This is a genomic window from Rosenbergiella sp. YN46 (assembly GCF_036620675.1).
Taxonomy (GTDB): Bacteria; Pseudomonadota; Gammaproteobacteria; order Enterobacterales; family Enterobacteriaceae; genus Jejubacter.
The window spans coordinates 42,366-68,210 of record NZ_JAZHEE010000022.1 but is presented as its reverse complement, the minus strand read 5'-3'; the positions used below and the strand labels follow the sequence as shown (position 1 = coordinate 68,210).

24 protein-coding genes are annotated in these 25,845 nt (G+C 54.8%); 16 read left to right on the top strand and 8 right to left on the bottom strand.

Annotation, left to right across the window (positions count from 1 at the left end):
• Window positions 1–382: 382 nt before the first annotated feature.
• Both V3W49_RS15370 and mdtD read left to right on the top strand, forming a co-directional pair.
• A complete protein-coding gene (locus tag V3W49_RS15370; RefSeq protein ID WP_500146657.1) occupies window positions 383–1,093 on the top strand; it encodes a FadR/GntR family transcriptional regulator in 711 nt (236 codons plus the stop codon).
• Complete coding sequence (gene mdtD / locus V3W49_RS15365) at window positions 1,090–2,481, top strand: multidrug transporter subunit MdtD (protein WP_500146655.1); 1,392 nt, start codon at window positions 1,090–1,092, stop codon at window positions 2,479–2,481. Before V3W49_RS15370 ends, mdtD begins: the two co-directional genes overlap by 4 nt.
• On the opposite strand, the gene rbsR is transcribed toward mdtD, so the two are convergent.
• From rbsR to kup, 7 genes are all read right to left on the bottom strand, one after another.
• Entirely contained in the window at window positions 2,478–3,470 is a 993-nt protein-coding gene (gene rbsR / locus V3W49_RS15360; RefSeq protein WP_500146654.1) for a ribose operon transcriptional repressor RbsR, read from the bottom strand. The genes mdtD and rbsR overlap by 4 nt on opposite strands.
• 3 nt (window positions 3,471–3,473) lie before the next feature.
• Window positions 3,474–4,403 carry a ribokinase gene (gene rbsK / locus V3W49_RS15355; RefSeq protein ID WP_500146662.1) on the bottom strand — a complete coding sequence of 310 codons (930 nt, stop codon included), beginning with the start codon at window positions 4,401–4,403 and terminating at the stop codon, window positions 3,474–3,476.
• Between the two features lie 67 nt (window positions 4,404–4,470).
• Complete coding sequence (gene rbsB / locus V3W49_RS15350; protein ID WP_500146653.1) at window positions 4,471–5,358, bottom strand: ribose ABC transporter substrate-binding protein RbsB; 888 nt, start codon at window positions 5,356–5,358, stop codon at window positions 4,471–4,473.
• Window positions 5,359–5,376: 18 nt separating this feature from the next.
• Window positions 5,377–6,342 carry a ribose ABC transporter permease gene (gene rbsC, locus V3W49_RS15345; RefSeq protein ID WP_500146652.1) on the bottom strand — a complete coding sequence of 322 codons (966 nt, stop codon included), beginning with the start codon at window positions 6,340–6,342 and terminating at the stop codon, window positions 5,377–5,379.
• 5 nt (window positions 6,343–6,347) lie between these two features.
• The gene (rbsA, locus tag V3W49_RS15340; RefSeq protein ID WP_500146651.1) at window positions 6,348–7,856 is read right to left on the bottom strand and encodes a ribose ABC transporter ATP-binding protein RbsA; all 1,509 of its coding nucleotides are present in this window, start codon (window positions 7,854–7,856) and stop codon (window positions 6,348–6,350) included.
• Window positions 7,857–7,863: 7 nt separating this feature from the next.
• Window positions 7,864–8,283: a D-ribose pyranase gene (gene rbsD, locus V3W49_RS15335; protein WP_500146650.1), complete on the bottom strand. Its 420-nt coding sequence runs from the start codon at window positions 8,281–8,283 to the stop codon at window positions 7,864–7,866.
• Window positions 8,284–8,479: 196 nt separating this feature from the next.
• Window positions 8,480–10,348, bottom strand: coding sequence for a low affinity potassium transporter Kup (kup, locus tag V3W49_RS15330; protein ID WP_500146648.1), 1,869 nt, complete (start codon window positions 10,346–10,348; stop codon window positions 8,480–8,482).
• Window positions 10,349–10,592: 244 nt separating this feature from the next.
• Between kup and ravA the strand changes: the two genes are divergently transcribed.
• A complete protein-coding gene (gene ravA / locus V3W49_RS15325) occupies window positions 10,593–12,089 on the top strand; it encodes an ATPase RavA (RefSeq protein ID WP_500146661.1) in 1,497 nt (498 codons plus the stop codon).
• On the top strand, window positions 12,083–13,546 hold the full coding sequence (viaA, locus tag V3W49_RS15320; RefSeq protein ID WP_500146647.1) for an ATPase RavA stimulator ViaA: 1,464 nt from the start codon (window positions 12,083–12,085) through the stop codon (window positions 13,544–13,546). Before ravA ends, viaA begins: the two co-directional genes overlap by 7 nt.
• Window positions 13,547–13,587: 41 nt before the next feature.
• Here the strand turns inward: viaA and asnA are convergent, their stop codons facing one another.
• Window positions 13,588–14,580, bottom strand: a complete 993-nt coding sequence (gene asnA, locus V3W49_RS15315) for an aspartate--ammonia ligase (protein ID WP_500146645.1) — start codon at window positions 14,578–14,580, stop codon at window positions 13,588–13,590.
• Window positions 14,581–14,731: 151 nt separating this feature from the next.
• On the opposite strand from asnA, the gene asnC reads away from it, so the two are divergent.
• From asnC to atpD, 12 genes are all read left to right on the top strand, one after another.
• Window positions 14,732–15,190 carry a transcriptional regulator AsnC gene (gene asnC, locus V3W49_RS15310; protein ID WP_500146643.1) on the top strand — a complete coding sequence of 153 codons (459 nt, stop codon included), beginning with the start codon at window positions 14,732–14,734 and terminating at the stop codon, window positions 15,188–15,190.
• 94 nt (window positions 15,191–15,284) lie between these two features.
• Window positions 15,285–15,725: an FMN-binding protein MioC gene (gene mioC / locus V3W49_RS15305; RefSeq protein ID WP_500146642.1), complete on the top strand. Its 441-nt coding sequence runs from the start codon at window positions 15,285–15,287 to the stop codon at window positions 15,723–15,725.
• A gap of 380 nt (window positions 15,726–16,105) precedes the next feature.
• Window positions 16,106–17,995 carry a tRNA uridine-5-carboxymethylaminomethyl(34) synthesis enzyme MnmG gene (gene mnmG / locus V3W49_RS15300; protein WP_500146641.1) on the top strand — a complete coding sequence of 630 codons (1,890 nt, stop codon included), beginning with the start codon at window positions 16,106–16,108 and terminating at the stop codon, window positions 17,993–17,995.
• 56 nt (window positions 17,996–18,051) lie between these two features.
• Window positions 18,052–18,675 (top strand): 16S rRNA (guanine(527)-N(7))-methyltransferase RsmG, encoded by a 624-nt coding sequence (gene rsmG, locus V3W49_RS15295; protein ID WP_500146640.1) that lies wholly within the window; start codon window positions 18,052–18,054, stop codon window positions 18,673–18,675.
• A gap of 617 nt (window positions 18,676–19,292) precedes the next feature.
• Entirely contained in the window at window positions 19,293–19,673 is a 381-nt protein-coding gene (gene atpI / locus V3W49_RS15290) for a F0F1 ATP synthase subunit I (protein ID WP_500146638.1), read from the top strand.
• Between the two features lie 8 nt (window positions 19,674–19,681).
• Window positions 19,682–20,500 (top strand): F0F1 ATP synthase subunit A, encoded by an 819-nt coding sequence (gene atpB / locus V3W49_RS15285; protein WP_154775959.1) that lies wholly within the window; start codon window positions 19,682–19,684, stop codon window positions 20,498–20,500.
• Between the two features lie 48 nt (window positions 20,501–20,548).
• Window positions 20,549–20,788, top strand: coding sequence for a F0F1 ATP synthase subunit C (atpE, locus tag V3W49_RS15280; protein WP_000429386.1), 240 nt, complete (start codon window positions 20,549–20,551; stop codon window positions 20,786–20,788).
• A 75-nt stretch (window positions 20,789–20,863) separates the two neighbouring features.
• Complete coding sequence (atpF, locus tag V3W49_RS15275; RefSeq protein ID WP_500146629.1) at window positions 20,864–21,334, top strand: F0F1 ATP synthase subunit B; 471 nt, start codon at window positions 20,864–20,866, stop codon at window positions 21,332–21,334.
• 14 nt (window positions 21,335–21,348) lie between these two features.
• The gene (gene atpH, locus V3W49_RS15270) at window positions 21,349–21,882 is read left to right on the top strand and encodes a F0F1 ATP synthase subunit delta (protein WP_500146628.1); all 534 of its coding nucleotides are present in this window, start codon (window positions 21,349–21,351) and stop codon (window positions 21,880–21,882) included.
• Between the two features lie 12 nt (window positions 21,883–21,894).
• The gene (gene atpA / locus V3W49_RS15265) at window positions 21,895–23,436 is read left to right on the top strand and encodes a F0F1 ATP synthase subunit alpha (RefSeq protein ID WP_500146627.1); all 1,542 of its coding nucleotides are present in this window, start codon (window positions 21,895–21,897) and stop codon (window positions 23,434–23,436) included.
• Window positions 23,437–23,486: 50 nt separating this feature from the next.
• Window positions 23,487–24,350 (top strand): F0F1 ATP synthase subunit gamma, encoded by an 864-nt coding sequence (gene atpG, locus V3W49_RS15260; RefSeq protein WP_500146625.1) that lies wholly within the window; start codon window positions 23,487–23,489, stop codon window positions 24,348–24,350.
• 98 nt (window positions 24,351–24,448) lie between these two features.
• Window positions 24,449–25,831, top strand: coding sequence for a F0F1 ATP synthase subunit beta (atpD, locus tag V3W49_RS15255; protein WP_500146623.1), 1,383 nt, complete (start codon window positions 24,449–24,451; stop codon window positions 25,829–25,831).
• Window positions 25,832–25,845 lie beyond the last annotated feature (14 nt).

Below are 25,845 nucleotides of genomic sequence, written 5' to 3'. Positions count from 1 at the left end.
GACGTTCAGGATATCAGTGCTTTCGAGTGCCCACACAGATTGTCTGATAAATTGTTAAAGAGCAGTTGCGACGGGGCGTTGAGCCTCACATCGCGAGGTGGCGTATAATACGCTTTCCTCTTTCAGAGTCAAGCCTAATTTTTCAGGCCTTTCCCTTGCTGACCCGGCATGCCGTAAGGCGTTGTTCCGTGTCAGTGGTGGCGCATTATAGGGCCTGAATTCGTGCTGGCAAGGGGTTAATTCAAAAAAACTTTCAAGCGCGCATTTTTTCACCCCGGGGAGCAAAAAATCAGCAATTTGTGTGATATTTGCTGTTTTTGCCACCGCATAATTATGGCTAATGGCATACTAGTCCCGATAACAGCGATCAGGGAATGCATCTATGTCTTTAAATGCACAACAGCAGGCGGCACGCAAAAACCTCTCCTGGGTGCTGGCCGAAAAGCTGGCGCAGCAAATCTTTAACGGCGAGTATGCGCCAGGCAGCATTCTCCCGGGCGAGATAGAGCTGGGCGAACAGTTCGGCGTTAGCCGTACTGCAGTAAGGGAAGCCGTAAAAACACTGACCGCAAAAGGCATGTTGCTGCCGCGTCCGCGCATCGGCACCCGCGTTATGCCCCAGAATAACTGGAACTTTCTGGATAAAGAGCTGCTGAGCTGGTGGATGAAGGTGGAAAGCTTCCCCAACGTCATCGATGCTTTTCTGGTTATGCGCCACTCTCTGGAGCCTCAGGCCTGCGCGCTGGCGGCATCCAACGGTAGCGCTTCTCAACGGGAAGCATTGCAGTCGCTGATGGCGCAGATGAATGAACTGGAAAAAAACTTCGATCGCCAGCGCTGGGTGGATATCGATATGGCCTTCCACGAGCAAATTTATGCGATGAGCAACAACCCGTTTCTCTCTTCGTTCGCCAATCTGTTCCGTTCCGTCTATTACAACTATTTTTCGTATATTACCGACAACAGCGTGGTAAAGCTCGATCTCCACCAGGCCGTCGTCAATGCCATTATCAAAGGGGACAGCCAGGCGGCAGAGCAAGCCTGCCAGGCATTACTCCAGGCCCCATTACCGAATACATCATTAACTCAATGAAAAAACGTCGTAATATGGCCGGGCTGCCGTGGATTGCAGCCATGGCTTTCTTTATGCAGGCACTGGACGCCACTATACTCAATACCGCTCTGCCCGCGATCGCGCACAGCCTCGACCGTTCGCCGCTGGCGATGCAGTCCGCCATTATTAGCTATACCCTGACGGTTGCCATGCTGATTCCCGTAAGCGGCTGGCTGGCCGATCGTTTCGGCACCCGGCGCATTTTTATGCTGGCGGTCACGCTCTTCACTCTGGGCTCGCTGGCCTGCGCGCTATCCGGAACCCTGACCGAGCTGGTTATCTTTCGCGTCATCCAGGGGATCGGCGGCGCCATGATGATGCCAGTGGCTCGCCTGGCGTTACTGCGGGCTTACCCACGTAATGAACTGCTGCCGGTGCTAAACTTTGTCACTATGCCGGGCCTTGTCGGCCCCATTCTTGGCCCGATGCTGGGCGGTGTACTGGTCACCTGGGCGAGCTGGCACTGGATATTTTTGATAAACATTCCTATCGGCATTCTGGGGCTGATTTACGCCCACCGCCATATGCCTGACTTTACCGCACCGCACCGGGGATTCGACATGGCCGGTTTTTTGCTGTTTGGCTTGAGCCTGGTGCTGATTTCCAGCGGGATGGAACTGTTCGGCGAACGCGTCGTAGCAAGCCTGGTGTCGCTGTCGGTGGTTGCCGGGGGAATTTTGCTGCTGATGGCCTACGTGCTGCATGCCCGATATCACCCCACACCGCTTATCGCGCTACCGCTGTTTAAAGTACGCACCTTTTCTATCGGTATTACCGGCAATATCGCCTCCCGTCTGGGAACCGGCTGCGTTCCGTTTCTGATGCCGCTAATGTTGCAGGTGGGCTTCGGGCATGACGCGCTTATCGCAGGCTGTATGATGGCACCCATCGCCATTGGCTCCATTCTGGCGAAATCCACCGTCACCCAGATACTGCGCCGTCTGGGCTACCGCCGTACGCTGATCGGTGTGACCATTTTTATCGGTCTGATGATTGGACAATTCGCGCTCCAGGATGCGCAAATGCCCGTGTGGCAGTTGCTGATTCCGCTGTTTATTCTGGGAATGGGAATGTCCACCCAGTTCACCGCCATGAATACCATTACACTTGCCGATTTAAACGACGATAATGCCAGTAGCGGCAACAGCGTGCTGGCGGTTACCCAACAGCTCTCTATCAGCCTTGGGGTCGCCGTCAGCGCGGCGGTACTGCGCTTCTATGAAGGGTTTACCGATAGTTCGACGGTACAGCACTTTCATTACACTTTTCTGACCATGGGCGCGGTCACTATTGCCGCCGCCACTATATTTATGCTGCTGCGTCCCCACGACGGGCGCAATCTGATCAAGGCACGCCGCCGTAGCTAAGTTGAGCCGCGCACTATCAGTTCAGGGGTAAGTTGAAGTCGCTGCTGCCCCAAAGAGGGCTGAGCTATCCGGTGAATCAAGACATCGATGGCCAGCTCTCCCAGCTCATCCTTAGCCTGATGTACGGTCGTCAGGGGTGGCGTCATATAGCGCACCAGCTCAATATCGTCATACCCGACTACCGCCACATCTCCGGGTACGGTCATTCCGGCCTGCCACAGCGCCTGATAAGCGCCCAGCGCCATGGCGTCATTGCCGCTGAATACCGCATGAGGTGGCGTTTCCAGGGCCAGCAGACGGTTCATGGCGGTAAAACCCCCGCTAAATTCAAAATCGGCCACGATTTCATACTCCGCAGGAATGCCCAGCCCGGCGGTGCGCATGGCGTTGCGATACCCTTCCAGACGTTGGCGGGAAGGCGTTTTATCCAGCGGGCCGGTAATACAGGCAATACGGGTATAGCCTTTATCGATCAGGTGCCGGGTGGCTATCTCCCCCCCCAGCAGCGAATTATCCTGGATCAGGTCGCTGTCGCCATCGAAAGGCGCCCAGTCCATCATCACGGTGGGTATAGAGGGATAGCGCGTCATAATATCCGGCGCCGGAAGATGCGTTTCGGTGCACAGCAGCAGCAGACCATCAACCCGCTTTTGCAACAGCGTTTCCAGATTGCGGTTCATCCGCTGCTCATCCCCTTCGGTATTACAGAGCACCAGACTATACCCCCGCTCAAAACAGCTGCGCTCCACGCCGCGAACCAGCTCAGAATAGAAGGGATTGCTGCTGGCAGTCAGCAGCATGCCGATAGTACGGGTCTGATTCAGTTTCAGGCTGCGCGCCAGTGCGGAAGGTGCATAATTCAGCGCCCGTATCGCCGACTCCACTCGTTCCCGGGTGGCGTCGCTGACAAAGCGATCGTTATTGATGACATGCGAGACGGTCGATGTCGATACGCCCGCCAGGCGGGCGACGTCTTTCATGGTCGCCACGGATTATCCCTGCTGCTGCAAAAAGGCATCGATTTCCTGGCGCCAGGGGACGGAAGGCTGTGCGCCTTTACGAGTTACCGCAATTGCCGCCGCCGCATGTGCGAAGCGAACGGCATCCGATATTGTTCTGGACTCCAGCAGCGCAGTCACCAGCGCGCCGTTAAAGGTATCACCCGCCGCGATGGTATCCACCGCATTAACGCTAAAGCCCGGAATTCGCTGACCGGCGCCGTTTTCACTCAGCCATACGCCGCGTTTGCCCAGGGTAATCAGTACCGTGGAGATGCTTTTATTATGCAGCGCAGTTGCCGCCCGGGCCGCGCTTTCATCGTCAGTTACGCGAATACCGGTCAGGATCTCTGCTTCAGTTTCGTTGGGCGTGATGATATCCACCAGCGCCAGCAGCTCGTCCGGTAGCGGACTGGCGGGCGCCGGGTTAAGAATGGTTAAGGTCTGGTTTTGATGCGCAATGCGCGCCGCCGCCAGCACCGTTTCCAGCGGCGATTCGAGCTGTATCAGCAGCGCCTGCGCCCCGGCAATACGATCGTGATGCTGTTCCACAAGTTCAGTCGAAAGCGCCCCATTAGCGCCAGCGTTAATGCCGATAAAGTTCTCGCCTTCGGCGTTAACGAAGATCAGCGCCACGCCAGTGGATTCTCCTTTAATGACCGCCACAGGCGTGGTATCGATACGATCCTGCGCCAGCTGCTGGCGGATACGCTCGCCGGTATCGTCATCGCCCACACAAGCGATAAAGGCGATATCCGCCCCGCTGCGTCCGGCCGCCACCGCCTGATTCGCCCCCTTGCCACCAAACGCCACCTGATAGTGGTTGCCGTTTAGCGTCTCTCCCGGCATGGGAAAGCGATCGAGATTCAGTATGTGGTCGGCATTGATACTGCCTAATACAACGAGCTGACCTGTGGTTTTCATCATGGATATCCATTTTATGTGCGCCACCCAAAGGCGGCGCGTTTGCCCTGCTTTTCTTTATAGTGACTTATTTAGTAACCAGTTTCAGCTCGACCGGAATTTTAGCGTCCACTTTCTCGCCTTTCAGCACTTTATCCGCCGTCTGTACGCCAATAATGCCAATCTGTTCCGGCTGCTGAGCCACGGTAGCGCCCAGTTTTCCGCCCTGTACCGCTTTCATGCCGTCAGCGGTACCGTCAAAGCCAACCACCAGCACGTCAGACTTACCGGCGGTTTGCAGCGCACGCAGCGCGCCCAGCGCCATTTCATCATTCTGGGCGAAAACGGCCTGTACGTTCGGGTGCGCGGTCAGCAGGTTCTGCATCACGTTAAGCCCCCTGGTGCGATCGAAGTCCGCCGGCTGGCTGGCCAGAATGCTAAACTTATGAGCGGTCACAGCCTGTTTGAAGCCCTGGCCGCGCTCGCGCGCCGCAGAAGTTCCGGCGATGCCCTGCAGTTCAATCACCTTCGCACCTTCGCCCACCTTGCTGGCGATAAAATCGCCGGCCATTTTGCCGCCCGCCACATTATCAGACGCGATATGGCTGACCACCTCGCCTTTAGAGGCCTGACGATCCAGCGTAATCACCGGAATTTTCGCCTGGTTAGCCATCTTTACGGCGTTCCCCACGGCGTCGGAATCGGTTGGGTTAATCATCATCAGCTTAGCGCCGCGCACCGTCAGATCCTGCACATTCGCCAGCTCTTTAGCCGGATTGTTCTGGGAGTCCAGCACCACCAGCTTATAGCCCAGCTTGTTTGCCTCTTTTTGCGCGCCATCTTTCAAAGAGACGAAGAAAGGGTTATTCAGGGTGGAAACCACCAACGCAATTGTCTCTTGCGCCATGGCATTTACGCTAAGGGTAGCGCTAAGCGCCGCGGCAGAAACCAGGGTAGCCAGTTTTTTCATGTTCATATCAGATGTCCTGTAGAGTTATGCTTTGCTGCTTTTGTTATCCACCAGCACCGCCAGCAGAATCACCACCGCTTTGACGATCATCTGGTAATAGGAAGAAACGCCTAATAAATTCAAACCATTATTCAGGAATCCCAGAATTAAAGCGCCGATCAGCGTCCCAACAATACGCCCCTTGCCGCCGGCAAGGCTGGTGCCGCCCAGAACCACAGCAGCGATAGCGTCCAGCTCATAGCCGGTGCCCGCCGTCGGCTGAGCAGAAGAGAGACGCGCCACTTCAATCACCCCGGCCAGCGCGGCCAGCAGGCCGCACAGCGCATAAACGATAATCTTGATTTTATCGACGCTGATGCCAGAAAGGCGGGTCGCCGCTTCGTTACCGCCCAGCGCGTAGATATAGCGCCCCAGGCGGGTGTGGTGCAGCATGTACCAGGCCGCCAGGAAAACTACCGCCATAATCCATACTGGCGTAGGGATACCCAGTGGGCGTCCAATACCGAACCAGCCGAACAGATCGGCGTTATCAGAAAAACCGGTACTTACCGGGCTACCATCGGTATACACCATGGTGACTCCACGCAGCAGCAACATCATCACCAGGGTGGCGATAAAAGCCTGTACCCGCCCCTTAGCGACGATAACCCCGGTCACTCCTCCAATGGCGGCGCCAAGCGCCAGCGCACCGGCCACGGCAACCAGCGCATTCACTTCAAAGCCCACTATGGACGCTGCCACAGCGCCGGTCAGCGCCAGCAGTGAACCCACGGAAAGATCGATGCCCGAAGTCAGAATCACCAGCGTCATTCCCACCGCCATAATGGCGTTGACGGAAGTTTGCTGCAGAATATTGAACAGGTTATTGAGCGTAAAAAAGTTCGGACTCAGCGTCGAAACGATTGCAATCAGCACCAGCAGTGCGATCAGCGATTTCTGTTCCATTAACCACGCCTTACTGAACCAACGGCGATTTTGGATGGTGGTCATTTTAATTATTGCTCCTGATTCACGCGGTTAAGCTTGCCAACGGCGGCAGCCATCAGCGCTTCCTGAGTGGCCTGCTCGCGTGTGAATTCACCGCTGATATGGCCTTCATGCATCACAATAATGCGATCGCTCATGCCCAGCACTTCCGGCATCTCGCTGGAGACCAGGATGATGCTCAGTCCTTCGGCTTTGAACTGGTTGATAAGCTGGTAGATCTCCTTTTTAGCCCCCACGTCCACGCCGCGGGTCGGCTCGTCCAGAATCAGAACGTCGGGGCGGGTCATCAGACCGCGGGCAATCGCCACCTTCTGCTGGTTTCCGCCAGAGAGCAGGCCTATGGTCTGTTCCATGGATGGCGTTTTTACGTTAAACAGTCGGATGAAGTCCTGCACCGCCAGCGCTTCAGAGGCATGCTTCAGACTACCGCCTGCGTAGCTAAAGTAGCGCAGCGCCGTCAGCGACATGTTCTCCTTTACCGACATGCCCAGCACCAGACCATCGCGTTTACGATCTTCCGAGATATAAACAATACCGTTCGCCAGCCCTTCCTGAGGCGAGCGAGCATAAACTTCCCGTCCATCCAGGGTGACGCGCCCCTGGCTGCGCGGCAGCGCGCCATACAGGGTTTTCATCAGTTCAGTACGTCCGGCCCCCATCAGACCGGAAAAGCCCAGAATCTCCCCTTTGCGCAGGGTAAAGTTCACGTCGTGCAGATCTTTGCCGCTCAGGTGCTCCACCCGCATCCGGATCTCGCCAGGCGCTTTATCAATATGGGGATATTGCTCTTCAAGCTTACGACCGACCATCATCTCGATCAGGGTATCTTCCGTCAGCGTGGAAACGTCCCGCTCGGCAATAAACTGTCCGTCGCGAAAGACTGTGACGTCATCGCAAATTTCGAAGATTTCCTTCATACGATGGGAGATATACACAATACCGCGCCCCTGGGCCTTCAGTTCGCGGATGGTGCGGAACAACGATTCGGTTTCGGTATCCGTCAGCGCATCGGTGGGCTCATCCATAATGATGACCCGGGATTCAAAACTCAGGACTTTAGCAATCTCCACCATCTGCTGATCGCCGATAGAAAGATCGCCCACCAGCCGGTGGCTGTTAAAGCGCAGGTTAAGCTTTTTCAGCAGCTTATCCGCCTCTTCATACATTTTCCCCCACTGGATACGACCAAAGCCGTTCACGAACTCGCGACCCAGAAAGATATTTTCGGCAATGCTGAGTTCGGGGATCAGATTCAGTTCCTGGTGAATAATACCGATGCCCGCCTCCTGGGAGGCTTTCGGGCCGCTAAATGTCGTCTCTTTGCCCAACCACAGCAGCGAACCGGCATCTTTGGTATAGATACCGGTCAACACCTTCATCATGGTGGATTTACCGGCGCCGTTTTCCCCCACCAGCGCCATTGCCCGACCGGGATAGACATTAAGCGCGGCGCCGGAGAGCGCCTTCACGCCGGGAAAGGATTTATCGATCCCTTTTAGCTGTAAGAGTGCGTTCATCCCTGCCTCAGAAGGTCACGCCAGCGCAGAGTATGACATTGGCATACGGGGAACACTCCCCGCTGCGAATCACCGCACGGCTGGCTGCTGTCTGCTGTTTAAACTGCTCATGTCGGGTGTAACGAATTTCAATGGTGTTTCCCTGGTGTTGCTGCAACTGAAGAAAGAATTCGAGCAATAGATCGTGGAGCGCCGGATTATGTATTTTTATTTCATCGGCCAGGATAGCGGCTTCCACCTGCATCTCCTGACAGACATTTTCCAGAACCTGGATAAAAGATGGAATTCCGTGCGTCAGGGCCAGGTCGATGCGCTGAGTCCCCTGGGGGATAGGGAGACCGGCGTCGCCAATCACCAGCGTATCGGTATGGCCAAGACGGGAAATGACTGAGGAGATCTCAGCGTTAAGAACAGTGCCTTTTTTCATTATTTTGCTAACTCCACGAGCGAAACGTTTCGCTGGTGAAAGTGTAATCAGACAACATCCGTGGCAACAATCAGGTTATGGCAGAAGTGTGATCGCTATCGAAACGTTTCGCAACAGAGGAAGAAAAAGGAATTTTTTGTATCGATTCAGCTATATAAACAAAAGGCCCCTTATTAATAAGGAGCCTTAAGCAAGATTAAATTTCCACCTGGGTACCGAGCTCAATCACCCGATTAGGCGGAATTTCGAACTGATCGGGCGCCCGCAGCGCATTACGTTGCAGCAGCAGGAACAGCCTACCGCGCAGTTTCAGGTACCAGGGGCGCTTACCGATAATCAGCGATTCATGGGACATAAAGAACGAAGTTTCCATCATCCGACAGCTTAGCCCTTCCAGGCCACAGCGATGGAACACCTCTTCAACGTTGGGTGTTTCACGCCAGCCATAACTGGCCACTACGCGCCAGAAGGTCGGCGACAGCTGTTCGATGGCTACGCGCTTCACGTTGTGCACATAAGGCGCGTCTTCGGTACGCAGCGTCAGCAGAATGACCCGTTCGTGCAGCACTTTATTGTGCTTCAGGTTATGCAACAGCGCGAAAGGAATAACGTTCAGCGCCCGGGACATATAAACCGCGGTACCGGAAACCCGCACCGGCGGAGATTTTTCCAGCGAGGCGATCAGCGCTTCCAGAGAATTGCCATGTTCGTGCATCCGACGCAGCAGGCGAAAGCGTTCGCTCTTCCAGGTGGTCATCACAATAAACATGATAAGCCCCAGCGCCAGCGGCAGCCAACCGCCCGAGAAGATCTTCTGCACATTGGCGGAAAACAGCGGAACATCGACACACAGAAAGGCCAGACCAATCAGCAGCACCAGAAATTTATTCCAGTGCCAGTTTTTACGCGCTACGGTACAGGAAAGAATCGAGGTCAACACCATCGTTGCCGTTACCGCAATCCCATAGGCCGCCGCCAGATTACTGGAGTGCTCAAAGCTGATGATGACCAGTACCACCGAGGTATAAAGCAGCCAGTTAATAAATGGAATGTAGATCTGCCCGGACTCCCGCTCCGAGGTGTGGATGATGCGCATGGGCGACAGATACCCCAGACGAACCGCCTGACGAGTCAGTGAGAAAACGCCGGAAATAACCGCCTGGGAGGCAATCACCGTCGCCAGGGTCGCCAGAATCAGCAGCGGAATTAGCGCCCAGTCCGGCGCCAGTAAAAAGAAGGGGTTCTTGATGGCTTCCGGATTACGCAGCAGCAGCGCTCCCTGGCCGAAATAATTCAGCACCAGCGACGGCAGCACCACGGCAAACCAGGCGATGCGAATAGGCAGCTTGCCGAAGTGACCCATATCGGCATACAGCGCCTCCACGCCGGTAATCGCCAGCACCACCGCGCCGAGCGCCACGAATGAAATAGTCTTATATTCGATAAAAAAGTGCGCGGCCCACATTGGGTTCAGCGCCTGCAATACCTGGGGGAACGCCAGAATGCTGCGCACGCCCAACACCGCCAGAACAATAAACCAGGTCATCATAATGGGCGCAAACAGCTTACCCACCATGCCGGTACCGTGTTTCTGGATAACAAACAGCAGCGTCAGCACCAGTATTGAAAGCGGCACAATGTACGGATCGAGCGCCGGCGCGGCGATCTCCAGCCCTTCTATCGCCGACATCACCGAAATGGCCGGGGTAATCACCACTTCGCCATAGAAAAAGCTGCCGCCTATCAGCCCCATAATCACCAGAACCGAAGTGACTTTTGCCGAGGTGTTACGCCCGGCCAGAGACATCAACGTCAGGATGCCCCCCTCGCCAGCGTTATCGGCCCGCATCACGAAGGTCAGATATTTAATGGAGACCACAAAGACCAGTAGCCAAAAAATAAGAGAGAGAAAGCCAAAGACAGCGTCGCGTTCAACGCCAAATCCAAACTGACCGGACAGACATTCGCGTAGCGTATAGAGCGGACTGGTACCGATATCGCCATATACCACGCCTATCGCCGCCAGCGTGATGGCCGGCAATGCTTGCTTATTATCAGAGCTCATAGCGTCATCTTTAGTCAGGAAACTAACCTTCCCGCCGCGCTACCACCGCGAAAAGAGAGGAATATTCCTGGTTCTGGTTCACAAAAAGCGCACAGTATGCACGATTATGGAAAAAATCGTACCCCGAATCTGGCCTGATAGTGCCTGTTTAAGGAAAATTGCACCGCACTTCAGGCTATTATCGCGAATTGTTCGAAACAGCTATACTCGCCCTTTATTACGGGTAAGGATACAGATGTCTATTATGGCCCAGCCCCCACTTTTAGCAGAACGAATTTCACGGCTCAGCCAGGCGCTGGAAAGCGGGCTTTATGAACGCAGCCACGCCGTCCGCCTTTGTTTGCTGGCGGCCCTGAGCGGCGAAAGCGTTTTTCTTCTTGGCCCGCCGGGCATCGCTAAAAGCCTGATAGCAAGGCGTCTTAAATTCGCCTTCAGCAACGCCCGGGCGTTCGAATATCTGATGACCCGCTTTTCCACGCCGGAAGAAGTTTTCGGCCCCCTGTCGATTCAGGCTCTGAAAGACGAAGGGCGCTATGAACGATTGACCAACGGCTACCTGCCAGAAGCGGAAATCGTCTTTCTGGACGAAATCTGGAAGGCCGGCCCCGCCATTCTGAATACGCTGCTGACCGCCATTAACGAGCGTCGCTTCCGCAACGGCACCCGGGAAGAGAAGATCCCCATGCGCCTTCTGGTTGCGGCGTCCAACGAACTGCCAGAAGCGGACAACAGCCTGGAAGCGCTCTACGATCGTATGTTGATCCGCCTGAATCTGGAGCGGGTACAGGATAAGGGAAACTTCCGCGCCATGCTGACCAGCCAGCATGATGAAAAAGAGAATCCGGTGGCGCCAGGACTTCAGGTCAGCGATGAAGAATATGAGCGCTGGCAGCAGGAGATAGCCCGCATTCCCCTGCCAGATCACGTATTCGAACTGATATTCCAGTTGCGCGAGCGCCTGGAAACGCAGACTCAGGCAACGGGCATCTCCGATCGTCGCTGGAAAAAGGCACTGCGATTACTTCAGGCCAGCGCCTTCTTTAGCGGTCGAGACGCGGTAGCCCCCATCGATCTTATCCTGCTAAAAGACTGCCTGTGGCACGATATCAACAGCCTGCATCAGCTCAATAAAGAGGTGGAGTTATTGATGACCGGGAGCGCCTGGCAGCAACAGGCGATGCTATCCCGTCTTGGTGCCATCAGGCAACAGCTGTTGCGTCTGCAACAGCACCAGAGCGATAAGGACGCGCTGAAGGTCGAACGACAGAGCGGTATGTTCAATCGCCGCCACAGCTACAGCCTGCCGGAGAACCTGCAGGATGCTAACCTCACTCTGCTACTGCAAAAACCGCTGCGACTCCATGATATGGAGGTAATTCACGTTGAAATCGCCCGCAGCGCCTTAAGCACCTGGCTGCAGAAAGGCGGCGAAATTCGCGGCAAACTGAACGGCATTGGCTTCGCCCAGCCGCTGAATATGGAAGTTGACGGCAACCGCCATCTGGTGATCCGCGACATCAGCCTTCAGGAAACCTTCCTGGCGCTGCCGGGTACCCGGCAGCCGGAAGTTCCGGAATCGATTATCGAACAGCTTGATGAGCTGGAAAATACCTGGCGTCAGCAGTACCACGAGTTTAATGAGCAGCAGAGGTGCCTGTTCATCTCACGGGAGTGGTTAGGATCCATCGAAGCCAGCCTGGAGGAAGTCGCTGCCCAGATAAAACAGGCGCGCCAATGCTGAGTCTGGCGGCGCTGGATTCCATCCTCGCCATCAGCGAAGGAGAGCTGATAGAAGGCGTTATCGTGATGCTGCTGGCCGCCCCTCAACTGGAAAGTTTCTTTAAAAAATTTCCGCGCCTGAAAAACGCCGTCTCCCGGGATGTGCCACGCTGGCGGGAAAAACTCAGGATGCGGCTGCACGAAACCCGGGTACCGCCACAGCTGGCCCGGGAAGTACTGCACTATCAGTCCTGTCAGCAGCTGGATACCCCGGACTTTATCATCCAGTTGCCCACGACATTGGCCCTGCTGTCGGAGGTCGCATCGCCCTTTACCGCCCAGGCCCAGCAGATGGCGGCAGATAATCCCCGCTTTACCCCAGCGCTCCATACCCTGTTTCTGCAGCGCTGGCGCCTGAGCCTGATAGTCCAGGCCACCACTCTAAGCCAGAAGCTGCTGGAGGAAGAACGCGAGCAGCTTCTGGCGGAAATTCAGCAACGTCTGGCGTTGAGTGGTCAGTTAGAACCGGTGCTGGTGGCCAGCGATAATGCCGCTGGTCGCCTGTGGGATATGAGTGCCGGGCGCCTGCGCCGTGGCGACTATCAGATGATCGTGAGATACGGCGACTTCCTGCAGCATCAACCCGAATTGCAGGCCCTGGCGGAGCAGCTGGGCCGATCGCGGGAGGCGCGGTCGATCCCCAAACCGGATGCCCCCACCGAAATCTGGCGTCAGCAGGTATGCGTACCCGCTTCAGTGCCTGAGCAGGTGGAAGGGCTGCATCACAGCGACGATATTCTGCGGCTATTGCCACCGGAGCTGGCAACGCTGGGAATCAGCGAGCTGGAGTACGATTTTTATCGACGGCTGGCGGAAAAACAGCTCATCACCTACCGGCTACAGGGAGATGCCTGGCAGGAAAAAATCAGCGAGCGCCCGGTTATCCATCAGGATTTTGACGAGCAGCCGCGCGGCCCGTTTATCGTCTGCGTCGATACCTCCGGCTCAATGGGCGGCTTTAATGAACGCTGCGCCAAGGCGCTCTGTCTGGCGCTGATGCGTATCGCTCTGGCGGATAACCGGCGCTGCTTTATTATGCTGTTCTCAAGCACGGTGGTGCGCTATGAACTGAGCGCCGATGACGGTATTGAACAGGCGATTCGCTTTCTGAGCCAGCGCTTTCGCGGCGGCACAGATCTGGCTGGCTGCCTGCGATCGGTCATCGAAAAAATGCAGGATGGCGAATGGTACGATGCTGACGCGGTGGTTATTTCTGATTTTATCGCCCAGCGCCTGCCGGATGAGGTGATTCGTAAGGTGAAGTCGCTACAGCGCCGCCAGCAGCAGTGCTTTCACGCCATCGCCATGTCAGCTCACGGCAAACCAGGAATACTGAAGATCTTCGATCATATCTGGCGCTTTGATACCGGTATGCGCAGCCGTCTGCTGCGGCGCTGGAAACGCAGCGATCGCAGATAACAAAACCGGGCGACCAGTGCCGCCCGGCGGGGAAAGAAAGATTACAGCAGCGCGTCCACGCTCTCATGCACCTGCGTGGGCCATACGCCGCACTGCACCTGGCCGATATGCGGCAGTTGCAGCAGCAACATCACGAGGCGTGACTGCCCGATACCGCCACCGATCGTTTGCGGCATCTCGCCCGCCAGCAGACTCTGGTGCCATAACTGCTGCAGACGATCTTCATCACCGGTAATCCTGAGCTGACGCTTCAGGGTTTCGGCATCCACCCGGATCCCCATAGAAGATATCTCAAAAGCGTCTTCCAGAACCGGGTTCCAGACCAGGATATCACCATTCAGGCCGGCGAAGCCGTCCGCCGTCGGCGTGGTCCAGTCGTCATAGTCCGGCGCACGCACGTCGTGGCGCTTGCCATCAGCCAGCTTACCGCCAATACCGATCAGGAATACAGCCCCCAGCTCGCGGGCAATAGCCCGTTCACGGCCTTTGCCGTCCAGATCCGGGAAGCGGCGCTGAAGCTCTTCGCTGTGCACAAAGTGAATCTGTTCCGGCAGGAACGGCGTCAGGCCAAACTCGCGGCTCACTTCCGCCTCGGTGGCACGAATGGCCCGCCACAGGGTTTCGACCGTCTGCTTCAGAGTCCCGAGATGGCGTTCGCCATCGCCCATCACCCGCTCCCAGTCCCACTGATCGACATATACCGAATGTACCGGCGAGAGCCGATCTTCATCCGGGCGCAGCGCTTTCATATGAGTATAGATACCTTCGCCGGCGCTGAAATCATGCAGTCCCAGGGTTTTTCGCTTCCACTTGGCCAGTGAATGAACCACTTCGAACTGTGCCTGCGGCAGCGCTTTGACTTTCACCTGCACCGCCTTTTCACAGCCGGACAGATTGTCCTGGGTGCCATCCCCCACCTGACTCAGGATAGGCGCCTGCACTTCCAGCAACCCCAGTTGCTCTTCCAGCTGGCGGGAAAAGTGAGATTTAACGAAACTGATTTGGCGTTGTTTTGCGATCCAGGTGGATTTCATTGTCTTTGCTCCTGTCTTCCAATAGAGAAGATTAAGCAACAAAAACTGCCATGGATTCAATATTCACCATCAAAAAAGCCCTTATCGATTATAATCCAATAATAAATACCAACTAAAAATGAACATCATTTAATATCCATAAGGAAAAACGATGGAAAATTATCAGATCGACAATCTCGACCGCGGCATTCTGACGGCATTAATGAAAAATGCCCGCACCCCCTATGCCGAGCTGGCCAAACAGTTTAGCGTCAGCCCCGGTACCATTCATGTACGGGTGGAAAAGATGAAGCAGGCGGGCATCATTACCGGCGCCCGCATCGATATCAGCCCGAAGCAGCTGGGTTATGACGTCTGCTGCTTTATCGGCATCATCCTCAAAAGCGCCAGGGACTATCCGGCCGCACTGGCCAAACTGGAAAGCCTGGATGAAGTGACCGAGGCGTACTACACCACAGGCCACTACAGCATCTTTATTAAGGTGATGTGTCGCTCCATCGACTCTCTTCAACAGGTACTTATCAACAAGATACAGACCATCGACGAGATCCAGTCTACCGAGACGTTGATCTCCCTGCAGAACCCGATTATGCGTACCATCACGCCATGATACGGCAAATTTAATACCCATGTTGTCCACAGGTAGATCCCATCACGTACACAGCGTACAATAGCGACGTTTTGATTAATGGCGGGACGATGTAATGGCGGATATCACCCTGATTAGCGGCAGCACGCTGGGCAGCGCGGAATATGTTGCGGAACATCTGGCGGAAAAACTGGAAGCCGCGGGTTATACCACCGATACCCTGCATGGCCCGAAGCTTACGGATCTTTCCCTGACAGGTACCTGGCTGGTAGTGACTTCCACCCACGGCGCAGGCGATCTACCGGACAACCTGCAGCCGTTGTATGACGAACTCAGCGCGAAGCGCCCGGATCTCAGTGCACTGCGTTATGGCGCGATCGGAATTGGCAGTAGCGAATATGACACCTTCTGTGGCGCCGTTGAGAAAGTCGATTCCTTGCTGGGCGATCTTGGCGCGCAGCGCCTGGGCGAAACGCTGAAGATCGACATCCAACAATACGATATTCCGGAGGATCCGGCAGAGGCCTGGCTGGGATCCTGGCAAAAATTGCTGTGAGAATTGTAAAGATCTCACGATCTTCTGTGGATAACTATGCTTAAAAGCTTGGATCAAGCGGTAGTTATCCAATGTACAACCTCGGTTCAGTTTTTGACCTGTGTATAACCCTCCATTCTGATCCCAGCTTATACGGTTCGGGATCACCGATCATCCACAACAAAGGATCTTGTCTAATGTTTTGATCCTTTTGGGAAGATCTCGCTTATCCACAGGACAAGGCGATCCTAATAAGAGATCACAATAGAACAGATCCTCTATATAAAGATCTTCTTTTTAATAAGCGACGATCCCAACACTTTCTGAATCGTCTAAAGTTGAGTAGAATTCCCGCCCCGGGGAGATCCCTACCCAGTTCGCACAATCGCGAGGCAGTTAACATGTTTTATCCGGATCCTTTCGACGTCATCATCATTGGCGGGGGTCATGCAGGTACTGAGGCCGCGATGGCCGCCGCTCGTACGGGCCAGCAGACCCTACTTTTGACGCACAATATCGATACACTGGGGCAGATGTCCTGCAATCCAGCGATCGGTGGAATCGGAAAGGGACATCTGGTTAAAGAAGTGGATGCGCTTGGCGGCCTGATGGCCAGTGCCATCGATCGGGGCGGTATTCAGTTCAGGATACTAAACGCCAGCAAAGGGCCGGCTGTACGCGCCACTCGGGCACAGGCCGATCGCGTGCTCTATCGGCAGGCGGTGCGCACAGCCCTGGAGAACCAACCTAATCTCATGATCTTCCAGCAGGCGGTGGACGATCTTATCGTGGAAAACGATCGCGCCGTGGGTGTAGTGACCCAGATGGGACTGAAGTTCCGGGCCAAAGCCGTGGTATTGACCGTTGGAACCTTCCTGGACGGCAAAATTCATATCGGTATGGATAATTACAGCGGTGGTCGCGCTGGCGATCCGCCCTCTATTCCGCTGGCGCGCCGTCTGCGTGAGTTACCGCTGCGCGTAAGCCGCCTGAAAACCGGTACGCCGCCGCGTATCGACGCCCGTACTATCGATTTCAGCCAACTGGCACCGCAGCATGGCGATAACCCTCAGCCGGTTTTCTCTTTCCTGGGGGACGTCAGCCAGCATCCTCAGCAGGTGCCCTGTTACATCACCCACACTAATGAAAAAACGCATGAGGTGATTCGTAACAACCTCGATCGCAGCCCGATGTACGCCGGGGTGATTGAAGGCGTAGGGCCGCGCTATTGTCCTTCCATCGAAGATAAAGTGATGCGCTTTGCCGATCGCAATGCTCATCAGATCTTCCTTGAACCAGAAGGACTGACCAGCAACGAAATTTATCCAAATGGCATTTCCACCAGCCTGCCGTTCGACGTCCAGATGCAGATTGTGCGTTCCATGAAAGGCATGGAAAACGCGAAGATCGTGCGTCCTGGCTACGCCATCGAATACGATTTCTTCGATCCGCGCGATCTGAAGCTGACCCTGGAGAGTAAACATATCCATGGGCTGTTCTTCGCCGGACAAATTAACGGTACTACCGGCTATGAGGAGGCGGCGGCTCAGGGACTGCTGGCGGGTTTGAATGCTTCCCGCTATTCCGCCGATAAAGAGGGCTGGGCCCCTGCTCGCGCTGAAGCCTACCTTGGGGTACTGGTTGACGATCTCTGTACGCTGGGCACCAAAGAACCCTATCGTATGTTCACGTCCCGAGCCGAATATCGGTTGATGCTGCGTGAAGATAACGCCGATCTGCGTCTGACCCCCATTGGACGTGAGCTGGGTCTGGTGGATGATGAACGCTGGGCCCGTTTTAACCAGAAGGTCGAAAATATCGAGCGTGAACTCCAGCGTCTGCGGGATACCTGGGTACATCCGGGTACGGCAGCCGGTGAGGCGGTTAATGCGCTGATCAATTCTCCGCTTTCCCGGGAGGCTAACGGCGAAGATCTGCTAAAACGTCCGGAAGTCACCTATGAGAAGTTGACCGTGAATGCGCCTTTTGCTCCGGCGCTGGAAGATGCCCGGGCGGCAGAACAGGTTGAGATTCAGGTGAAATACGCGGGCTATATCGCGCGTCAGCAGGATGAGATTGAAAAACAGCTGCGCAATGAGAATACCGTTTTGCCGACCGATCTGGACTATCGCCAGGTCATGGGGCTGTCCAACGAAGTGATCGCTAAGCTTAACGATCACAAACCGGCTTCTATTGGTCAGGCATCGCGGATCTCCGGCATCACCCCCGCTGCCATCTCCATTCTGCTGGTCTGGCTGAAAAAACAGGGAATGCTGCGTCGCAGCGCCTGACGGATTACGATGATATGGGTAAGGGGAACCTTACCCATTTTTTATTGGATATAACCATGCTGAATAAACTCGGAGTGTTGCTGGCTGCTGCGGGCATCGAACTTCCCGATCATCAAAAACAGCAGCTGGTGGACTATGTCGGTCTGCTGCATAAATGGAACAAGGCCTATAACCTGACGTCGGTACGCGATCCCGGCGAAATGCTGGTTCGTCACATTCTGGATAGTATCGTGGTGGAACCGCATTTACAGGGCTCGCGCTTTATTGATGTTGGCACCGGCCCGGGACTGCCAGGGATCCCTCTGGCCATCGTTCGACCTGATGCTCACTTCACCTTGCTCGATAGCCTGGGAAAGCGGGTGCGCTTTCTGCGTCAGGTGCAGCACGAACTGGGGCTGGAAAATGTGACGCCTGTTCAGAGCCGGGTGGAAGAGTGGCCGGCAGAACCGCCGTTCGACGGCGTTATCAGCCGGGCTTTCGCTTCGTTGAGCGATATGGTGAGCTGGTGTCGCCAGCTGCCAGGGGAGGAGGGGGCTTTCTACGCCCTTAAAGGCGTGCGTCCTGATGATGAGATAGCAGCCCTGCCTGCCGACCTTCGGGTTCAGCAGATCGTAAAACTGGAGGTTCCCGAACTGGATGGGGAGCGTCATCTGGTGATTATCAGAGCAAATAAAACTTAATATTTATCAAAAAAAGTGTGATTAAAAGGCGCTGCGACTGGCGGAAAATTATACGGTGTTGAATTGTCATGGTTAGTAACATTTAACCTTGCAACAACAAAGGTTTTCCTGCCGATTAACGTAGCGCTTTTTGCTAACACAGAATAATAATCAACATGGAAAATATCAGGGCGCTATAAGTCAGGCAGGCTAATTTAAAACGATATGTTAAATGTTGGTTTTAAATGTCAATGGGATGAGTTCTGCTTGTTTAAGCCTGTTTAAATAACAATTGACTGAAATTGCCTTTTTTATCAGCAAGATGAGTTTTTGTACCGACGACACATTGCTTAAAAAGTTTACAGTAAAAAGTGCGTTATGTGATCAGTTGCACGTTTTGTTGTCAGTCAATTCTGCTTTTTTGCACTTTTGAATGAGCCAGCAGGGTTTCTGCAAAAGTTAGGAAAATGGGCGCCTGAAAATTTTTTAAATAATTATTCACCTTTTTGCTACTTATGGTTTGAAATCACGAGGCCGCACCGTATAATTTGACCGCTTTTTGATGCTTGACTCAGAGCCCCAAAGACAGTTTTATACGACACGCGACATACCTCTAAGGGAGCAGAAGTGGAGAACCTATGTCTGTGTCGCTAATGAATAGAAACGTGGCCCGCAAGCTTCTGTTTATTCAGCTACTGGCAATTGTCGCAATCGGACTGCTGTTTTGCCTGAAAAGTCCCTTTTGGGGCGCTTCCGCATTAGGCGGGGGCATGGCAGTCTGGCTGCCGAACGCGCTGTTTATGATTTTCGCCTGGCGCCACCAGGCTCACACCCCCGCTAAAGGCCGCGTGGCCTGGTCATTCGCTTTGGGCGAAGCGGTTAAGATGGTTGTGACCTTCATCCTGCTGGTGGTGGCGTTGGCTGGCTTTAAGGCGGCATTTCTGCCGTTGATCGTGACCTGGATATCGGTGCTGGTGGTACAGATGCTGGCGCCAGCTGTAATTAACAACCAAGGGTAAGAGGCATCATGTCTGCAGGAGAAATCTCAACCCCGCAGGACTACATAGGACACCATCTGAATAACCTTCAGATTGACCTGCGTACGTTCTCGCTGGTGGATCCGCATAACCCCCCGGCCACATTCTGGACGCTCAACATCGACTCTATGTTCTTCTCTGTGGTTCTGGGTCTGTTGTTCCTGTGGCTGTTCCGTAAGGTAGCCAAAGGCGCCACCAGTGGCGTTCCGGGGAAATTCCAGACGGCGGTCGAACTGGTTGTCGGCTTTGTAAACAACAGCGTCAAGGATATGTATCACGGCAAGAGTAAGGTGATTGCGCCGCTGGCGTTGACCATCTTCGTCTGGGTGCTCCTGATGAACCTGATGGATCTGCTGCCGATCGACCTGCTGCCTTACATCGGCGAGCACGTCTTCGGACTGCCGGCGCTGCGTGTGGTGCCGTCTGCAGACGTCAACATCACTCTGTCGATGGCGCTGGGCGTATTTATCCTGATTCTTTTCTACAGCATCAAAATGAAAGGCGTGGGCGGCTTTACCAAAGAGCTGACTCTGCAGCCGTTCAACCACTGGATCTTCATCCCTGTGAACCTGATCCTGGAAGGCGTAAGCCTGTTGTCCAAGCCGGTTTCTCTTGGCCTGCGACTGTTCGGCAACATGTACGCCGGCGAGCTGATTTTCATTCTGATTGCAGGTCTGCTGCCGTGGTGGTCTCAGTGGGTTCTGAATGTGCCCTGGGCCATTTTCCACATCCTGATCGTTACGCTGCAGGCTTTCATCTTCATGGTTCTGACGATTGTCTATCTGTCGATGGCATCTGAAGAGCATTAATTTTACACAACACTACTGCGTTTAAACTGAAACAAACTGGAGACTGTCATGGAAAACCTGAATATGGATCTGCTGTACATGGCTGCCGCTGTGATGATGGGGCTGGCGGCAATCGGTGCTGCGATCGGTATCGGCATCCTCGGGGGCAAATTCCTGGAAGGCGCTGCGCGCCAGCCTGATCTGATTCCTCTGCTGCGTACTCAGTTCTTTATCGTAATGGGTCTGGTGGATGCAATCCCGATGATCGCTGTGGGTCTGGGTCTGTACGTGATGTTTGCGGTCGCATAAGTCGGGCGTTGCAGTCATTCGAGTATAGACAGATACGCAATATCAGAACGTTAACTAATTAAGAGGCATTGTGCTGTGAACCTTAACGCAACAATCCTCGGCCAGGCCATCGCGTTTGTCCTGTTTGTTCTGTTCTGCATGAAGTATGTATGGCCGCCGATTATGGCTGCCATTGAAAAACGTCAGAAAGAGATTGCTGACGGTCTTGCTTCCGCAGAGCGTGCCAAAAAGGATCTTGACCTTGCACAGGCCAACGCGACCGACCAGCTGAAAAAGGCAAAGGCGGACGCTCAGGTAATTATCGAGCAGGCTAACAAGCGCCGCTCGCAGATCCTGGACGAAGCAAAAGCCGAAGCAGAGCAGGAACGTAACAAAATCGTGGCGCAGGCTCAGGCTGAAATTGAAGCCGAACGTAAGCGCGCTCGCGAAGAACTGCGTAAGCAGGTTGCTGTGCTGGCCGTGGCCGGCGCCGAGAAGATCATTGAACGTTCCGTGGATGAAGCTGCTAACAGCGACATCGTGGATAAACTGGTCGCTGAACTGTAAGGAGGGAGGGGCCGATGTCTGAATTTATTACGGTAGCTCGCCCCTACGCCAAAGCAGCTTTTGACTTTGCAGTCGTTCACCAGAGCGTCGACCGTTGGCAGAACATGCTGGCGTTTGCCGCCGAGGTATCCAAAAACGAAAACATGACAGAGCTTCTCTCCGGCGCTCTGGCGCCGGAAACGCTCGCCAATTCGTTTATCGCCATCTGCGGTGATCAACTGGACGCTAACGGCCAGAACCTGATTCGGGTTATGGCCGAAAACGGGCGTCTGATCGTGCTTCCGGACGTGCTTGAAGAGTTCCTCCGGTTACGCGCAGCCCAGGAAGCGACCGTGGAGGTCGATGTCACCTCCGCAAGTCGGCTGAGCGAAGAGCAGCTTTCGAAGATCGTAAGCGCTATGGAAAAACGTCTGTCACGCAAAGTGAAGCTGAATTGCAAAATTGATAAGTCTGTAATGGCAGGTGTCATCATCCAGGCGGGTGATATGGTCATTGATGGTAGCGTACGCGGCCGTCTTGAGCGCCTGGCAGACGTCTTGCAGTCTTAAGGGGACTGGAGCATGCAACTGAATTCCACCGAAATCAGCGAACTGATCAAACAGCGAATTGAACAGTTCAACGTTGTGAGCGAGGCTCATAACGAAGGTACTATCGTTTCCGTCAGCGACGGAATCATCCGCGTACACGGCCTGGCTGACGTCATGCAGGGTGAGATGATCTCCCTGCCGGGCAACCGCTATGCTATCGCACTGAACCTGGAGCGCGACTCCGTAGGTGCCGTAGTCATGGGGCCTTACGCGGATCTGGCCGAAGGCATGAAGGTAAAATGCACCGGCCGTATTCTGGAAGTTCCGGTTGGCCGTGGCCTGCTGGGCCGTGTGGTTAACACTCTGGGCGCGCCGATTGACGGTAAAGGGCCGGTCGATAACGACGGTTTCTCTCCGGTTGAAGCTATCGCGCCGGGCGTTATCGAGCGTCAGTCCGTAGACCAGCCGGTACAGACCGGTTATAAGTCCGTCGACGCCATGATTCCGATCGGCCGTGGTCAGCGTGAGCTTATCATCGGCGACCGTCAGACCGGTAAAACCGCACTGGCCGTCGATGCTATCATCAATCAGCGTAATTCCGGCATTAAGTGTGTCTACGTCGCTATCGGTCAGAAGGCGTCCACTATCTCTAACGTGGTGCGTAAGCTGGAAGAGCACGGCGCGCTGGACAACACCATCGTGGTTGTCGCGACGGCGTCTGAATCCGCCGCACTGCAGTACCTGGCGCCGTATGCCGGTTGTGCGATGGGTGAATACTTCCGCGACCGCGGCGAAGACGCGCTGATCGTTTATGACGATCTGTCCAAGCAGGCCGTTGCTTATCGTCAGATTTCCCTGCTGCTGCGCCGTCCGCCTGGACGTGAAGCATTCCCGGGTGACGTATTTTACCTCCACTCCCGTCTGCTGGAGCGTGCTGCGCGCGTTAACGCCGAGTATGTAGAAGCCTTCACCAGGGGCGAAGTGAAAGGCCAGACCGGTTCTCTGACCGCGCTGCCGATCATTGAAACCCAGGCGGGTGACGTTTCCGCATTCGTACCGACCAACGTTATCTCCATTACCGATGGTCAGATCTTCCTGGAGTCCAGCCTGTTCAACTCCGGTATTCGTCCGGCGGTTAACCCGGGTATCTCGGTATCTCGTGTTGGTGGCGCGGCCCAGACCAAGATCATGAAAAAGCTGTCCGGCGGTATCCGTACCGCACTGGCGCAGTATCGTGAACTGGCGGCGTTCTCGCAGTTCGCTTCCGACCTGGATGATGCAACGCGTAAGCAGTTGAACCACGGTCAGAAAGTGACCGAATTGCTGAAGCAGAAGCAGTATGCTCCTATGTCCGTTGCTCAGCAGTCTCTGGTACTGTTCGCAGCGGAACGTGGCTACCTGGAAGATGTCGAGATTGCGAAAGTAGGCAGCTTCGAAGCTGCGCTGCTGGCTTATGTTGATCGCGATCACGCGGCCCTGATGCAGGAAATCGACAAGACTGGCGGCTACAACGATGAGATCGAAGGCAAGCTGAAAGGCGTCCTCGATTCCTTCAAAGCAACTCAGTCCTGGTAATGGTCTGGCGGTTCGCATAACGCGGGCCGCCAGGCTTTGAGGAGAAGCTCATGGCCGGCGCAAAAGAGATACGTAGTAAGATCGCAAGCGTCCAGAACACGCAGAAGATCACTAAAGCGATGGAGATGGTCGCCGCTTCCAAAATGCGTAAGTCGCAGGAGCGCATGGCGGCCAGCCGTCCTTATGCCGATACCATGCGCAAGGTGATTGGTCACCTTGCTAACGGTAATCTGGAATATAAGCATCCTTACCTGGAAGAGCGCGAGGTTAAGCGCGTAGGCTACCTCGTGGTTTCTACCGACCGTGGACTGTGCGGCGGTCTGAACATTAATCTGTTCAAAAAGCTGCTCGGTGAAATGAAAACGTGGTCTGACAAAGGCGTTCAGAGCGATCTGGCGCTGATTGGCTCCAAGGGTGCCGCGTTCTTTAACTCCGTGGGCGGTAACGTGGTCGCACAGGTGACGGGCATGGGGGATAACCCTTCCCTGTCTGAACTGATTGGCCCGGTTAAGGTAATGCTGCAGGCCTACGACGAAGGCCGTCTGGACAAGCTTTATATTGTCAGCAACAAATTTATCAACACCATGTCCCAGGAACCGACCATCACTCAACTGCTGCCGCTGCCTGCGGCGGAAGACGAGGAACTGAAGCGTAAGACCTGGGATTATCTGTATGAGCCGGATCCGAAGGCGCTGCTGGATACCCTGCTGCGTCGTTATGTGGAGTCCCAGGTTTATCAGGGCGTGGTGGAAAACCTGGCCAGCGAGCAGGCTGCCCGTATGGTGGCGATGAAAGCCGCAACCGACAACGGCGGAAACCTGATTAAAGAGCTGCAACTGGTGTACAACAAGGCTCGTCAGGCCAGCATTACTCAGGAACTCACCGAGATTGTCTCGGGGGCCGCTGCGGTTTAACCAGGTTATTACCCTAAGTAGTTCGGCAAGCGGGAAGGCAGCTAACGCACCGGCAGGTTGAAATACAACGGGTAAACGAATTACGTAGAGGATTCAAGATGGCAACTGGAAAGATTATCCAGGTAATCGGCGCCGTGGTGGACGTCGAGTTTCCTCAGGATGCTGTACCAAAGGTGTACGATGCTCTTGAGGTTATGAATGGTAACGACAGGCTGGTGCTGGAAGTTCAGCAGCAGCTGGGTGGCGGCGTGGTACGTACCATCGCCATGGGCTCTTCCGACGGTCTGCGTCGTGGTCTGGAAGTCAAAGACCTTGAGCACCCGATCGAAGTGCCGGTAGGTAAAGCGACGCTGGGTCGTATCATGAACGTACTGGGCGAGCCGGTCGACATGAAGGGCGACATCGGCGAAGAAGAGCGCTGGGCGATTCACCGTGCGGCGCCGAGCTATGAAGAGCTCTCCAACTCTCAGGAGCTGCTGGAAACCGGTATCAAGGTTATGGACCTGATCTGTCCGTTCGCGAAGGGCGGTAAAGTCGGTCTGTTCGGTGGTGCGGGTGTGGGTAAAACCGTAAACATGATGGAGCTTATTCGTAATATTGCGATCGAGCACTCCGGTTATTCGGTGTTTGCGGGCGTGGGTGAACGTACCCGTGAAGGTAACGACTTCTACCACGAAATGACCGATTCCAACGTACTGGATAAAGTATCCCTGGTTTATGGCCAGATGAACGAGCCGCCGGGAAACCGTCTGCGCGTTGCGCTGACCGGTCTGACCATGGCCGAGAAATTCCGTGACGAAGGTCGTGACGTTCTGCTGTTCGTCGATAACATCTACCGTTATACCCTGGCAGGTACCGAAGTATCCGCACTGCTGGGCCGTATGCCTTCTGCGGTAGGTTATCAGCCGACGCTGGCGGAAGAGATGGGTGTTTTGCAGGAGCGTATCACCTCCACCAAGACAGGTTCCATCACCTCTGTACAGGCGGTATACGTACCTGCGGATGACCTGACTGACCCGTCTCCGGCAACCACCTTTGCGCACCTTGACGCTACCGTGGTACTGAGCCGTCAGATAGCGTCTCTGGGGATCTACCCGGCCGTTGACCCGCTGGATTCCACCAGCCGTCAGCTTGATCCGCTGATCGTTGGGCAGGAGCACTATGACGTTGCTCGCGGCGTGCAGTCCATTCTGCAGCGCTATCAGGAACTGAAAGACATCATCGCCATCCTGGGTATGGATGAACTGTCTGAAGAAGATAAGCTGGTGGTAGCCCGCGCGCGTAAGATTCAGCGCTTCCTGTCTCAGCCGTTCTTCGTGGCAGAAGTTTTCACCGGCTCTCCGGGCAAGTTCGTTTCTCTGAAAGACACCATCCGTGGCTTTAAAGGCATTATGGACGGTGAATACGATCACCTGCCGGAACAGGCTTTCTATATGGTTGGTACCATTGAAGAAGCCGTGGAAAAAGCCAAGAAACTTTAACGCCTTAATCGGAG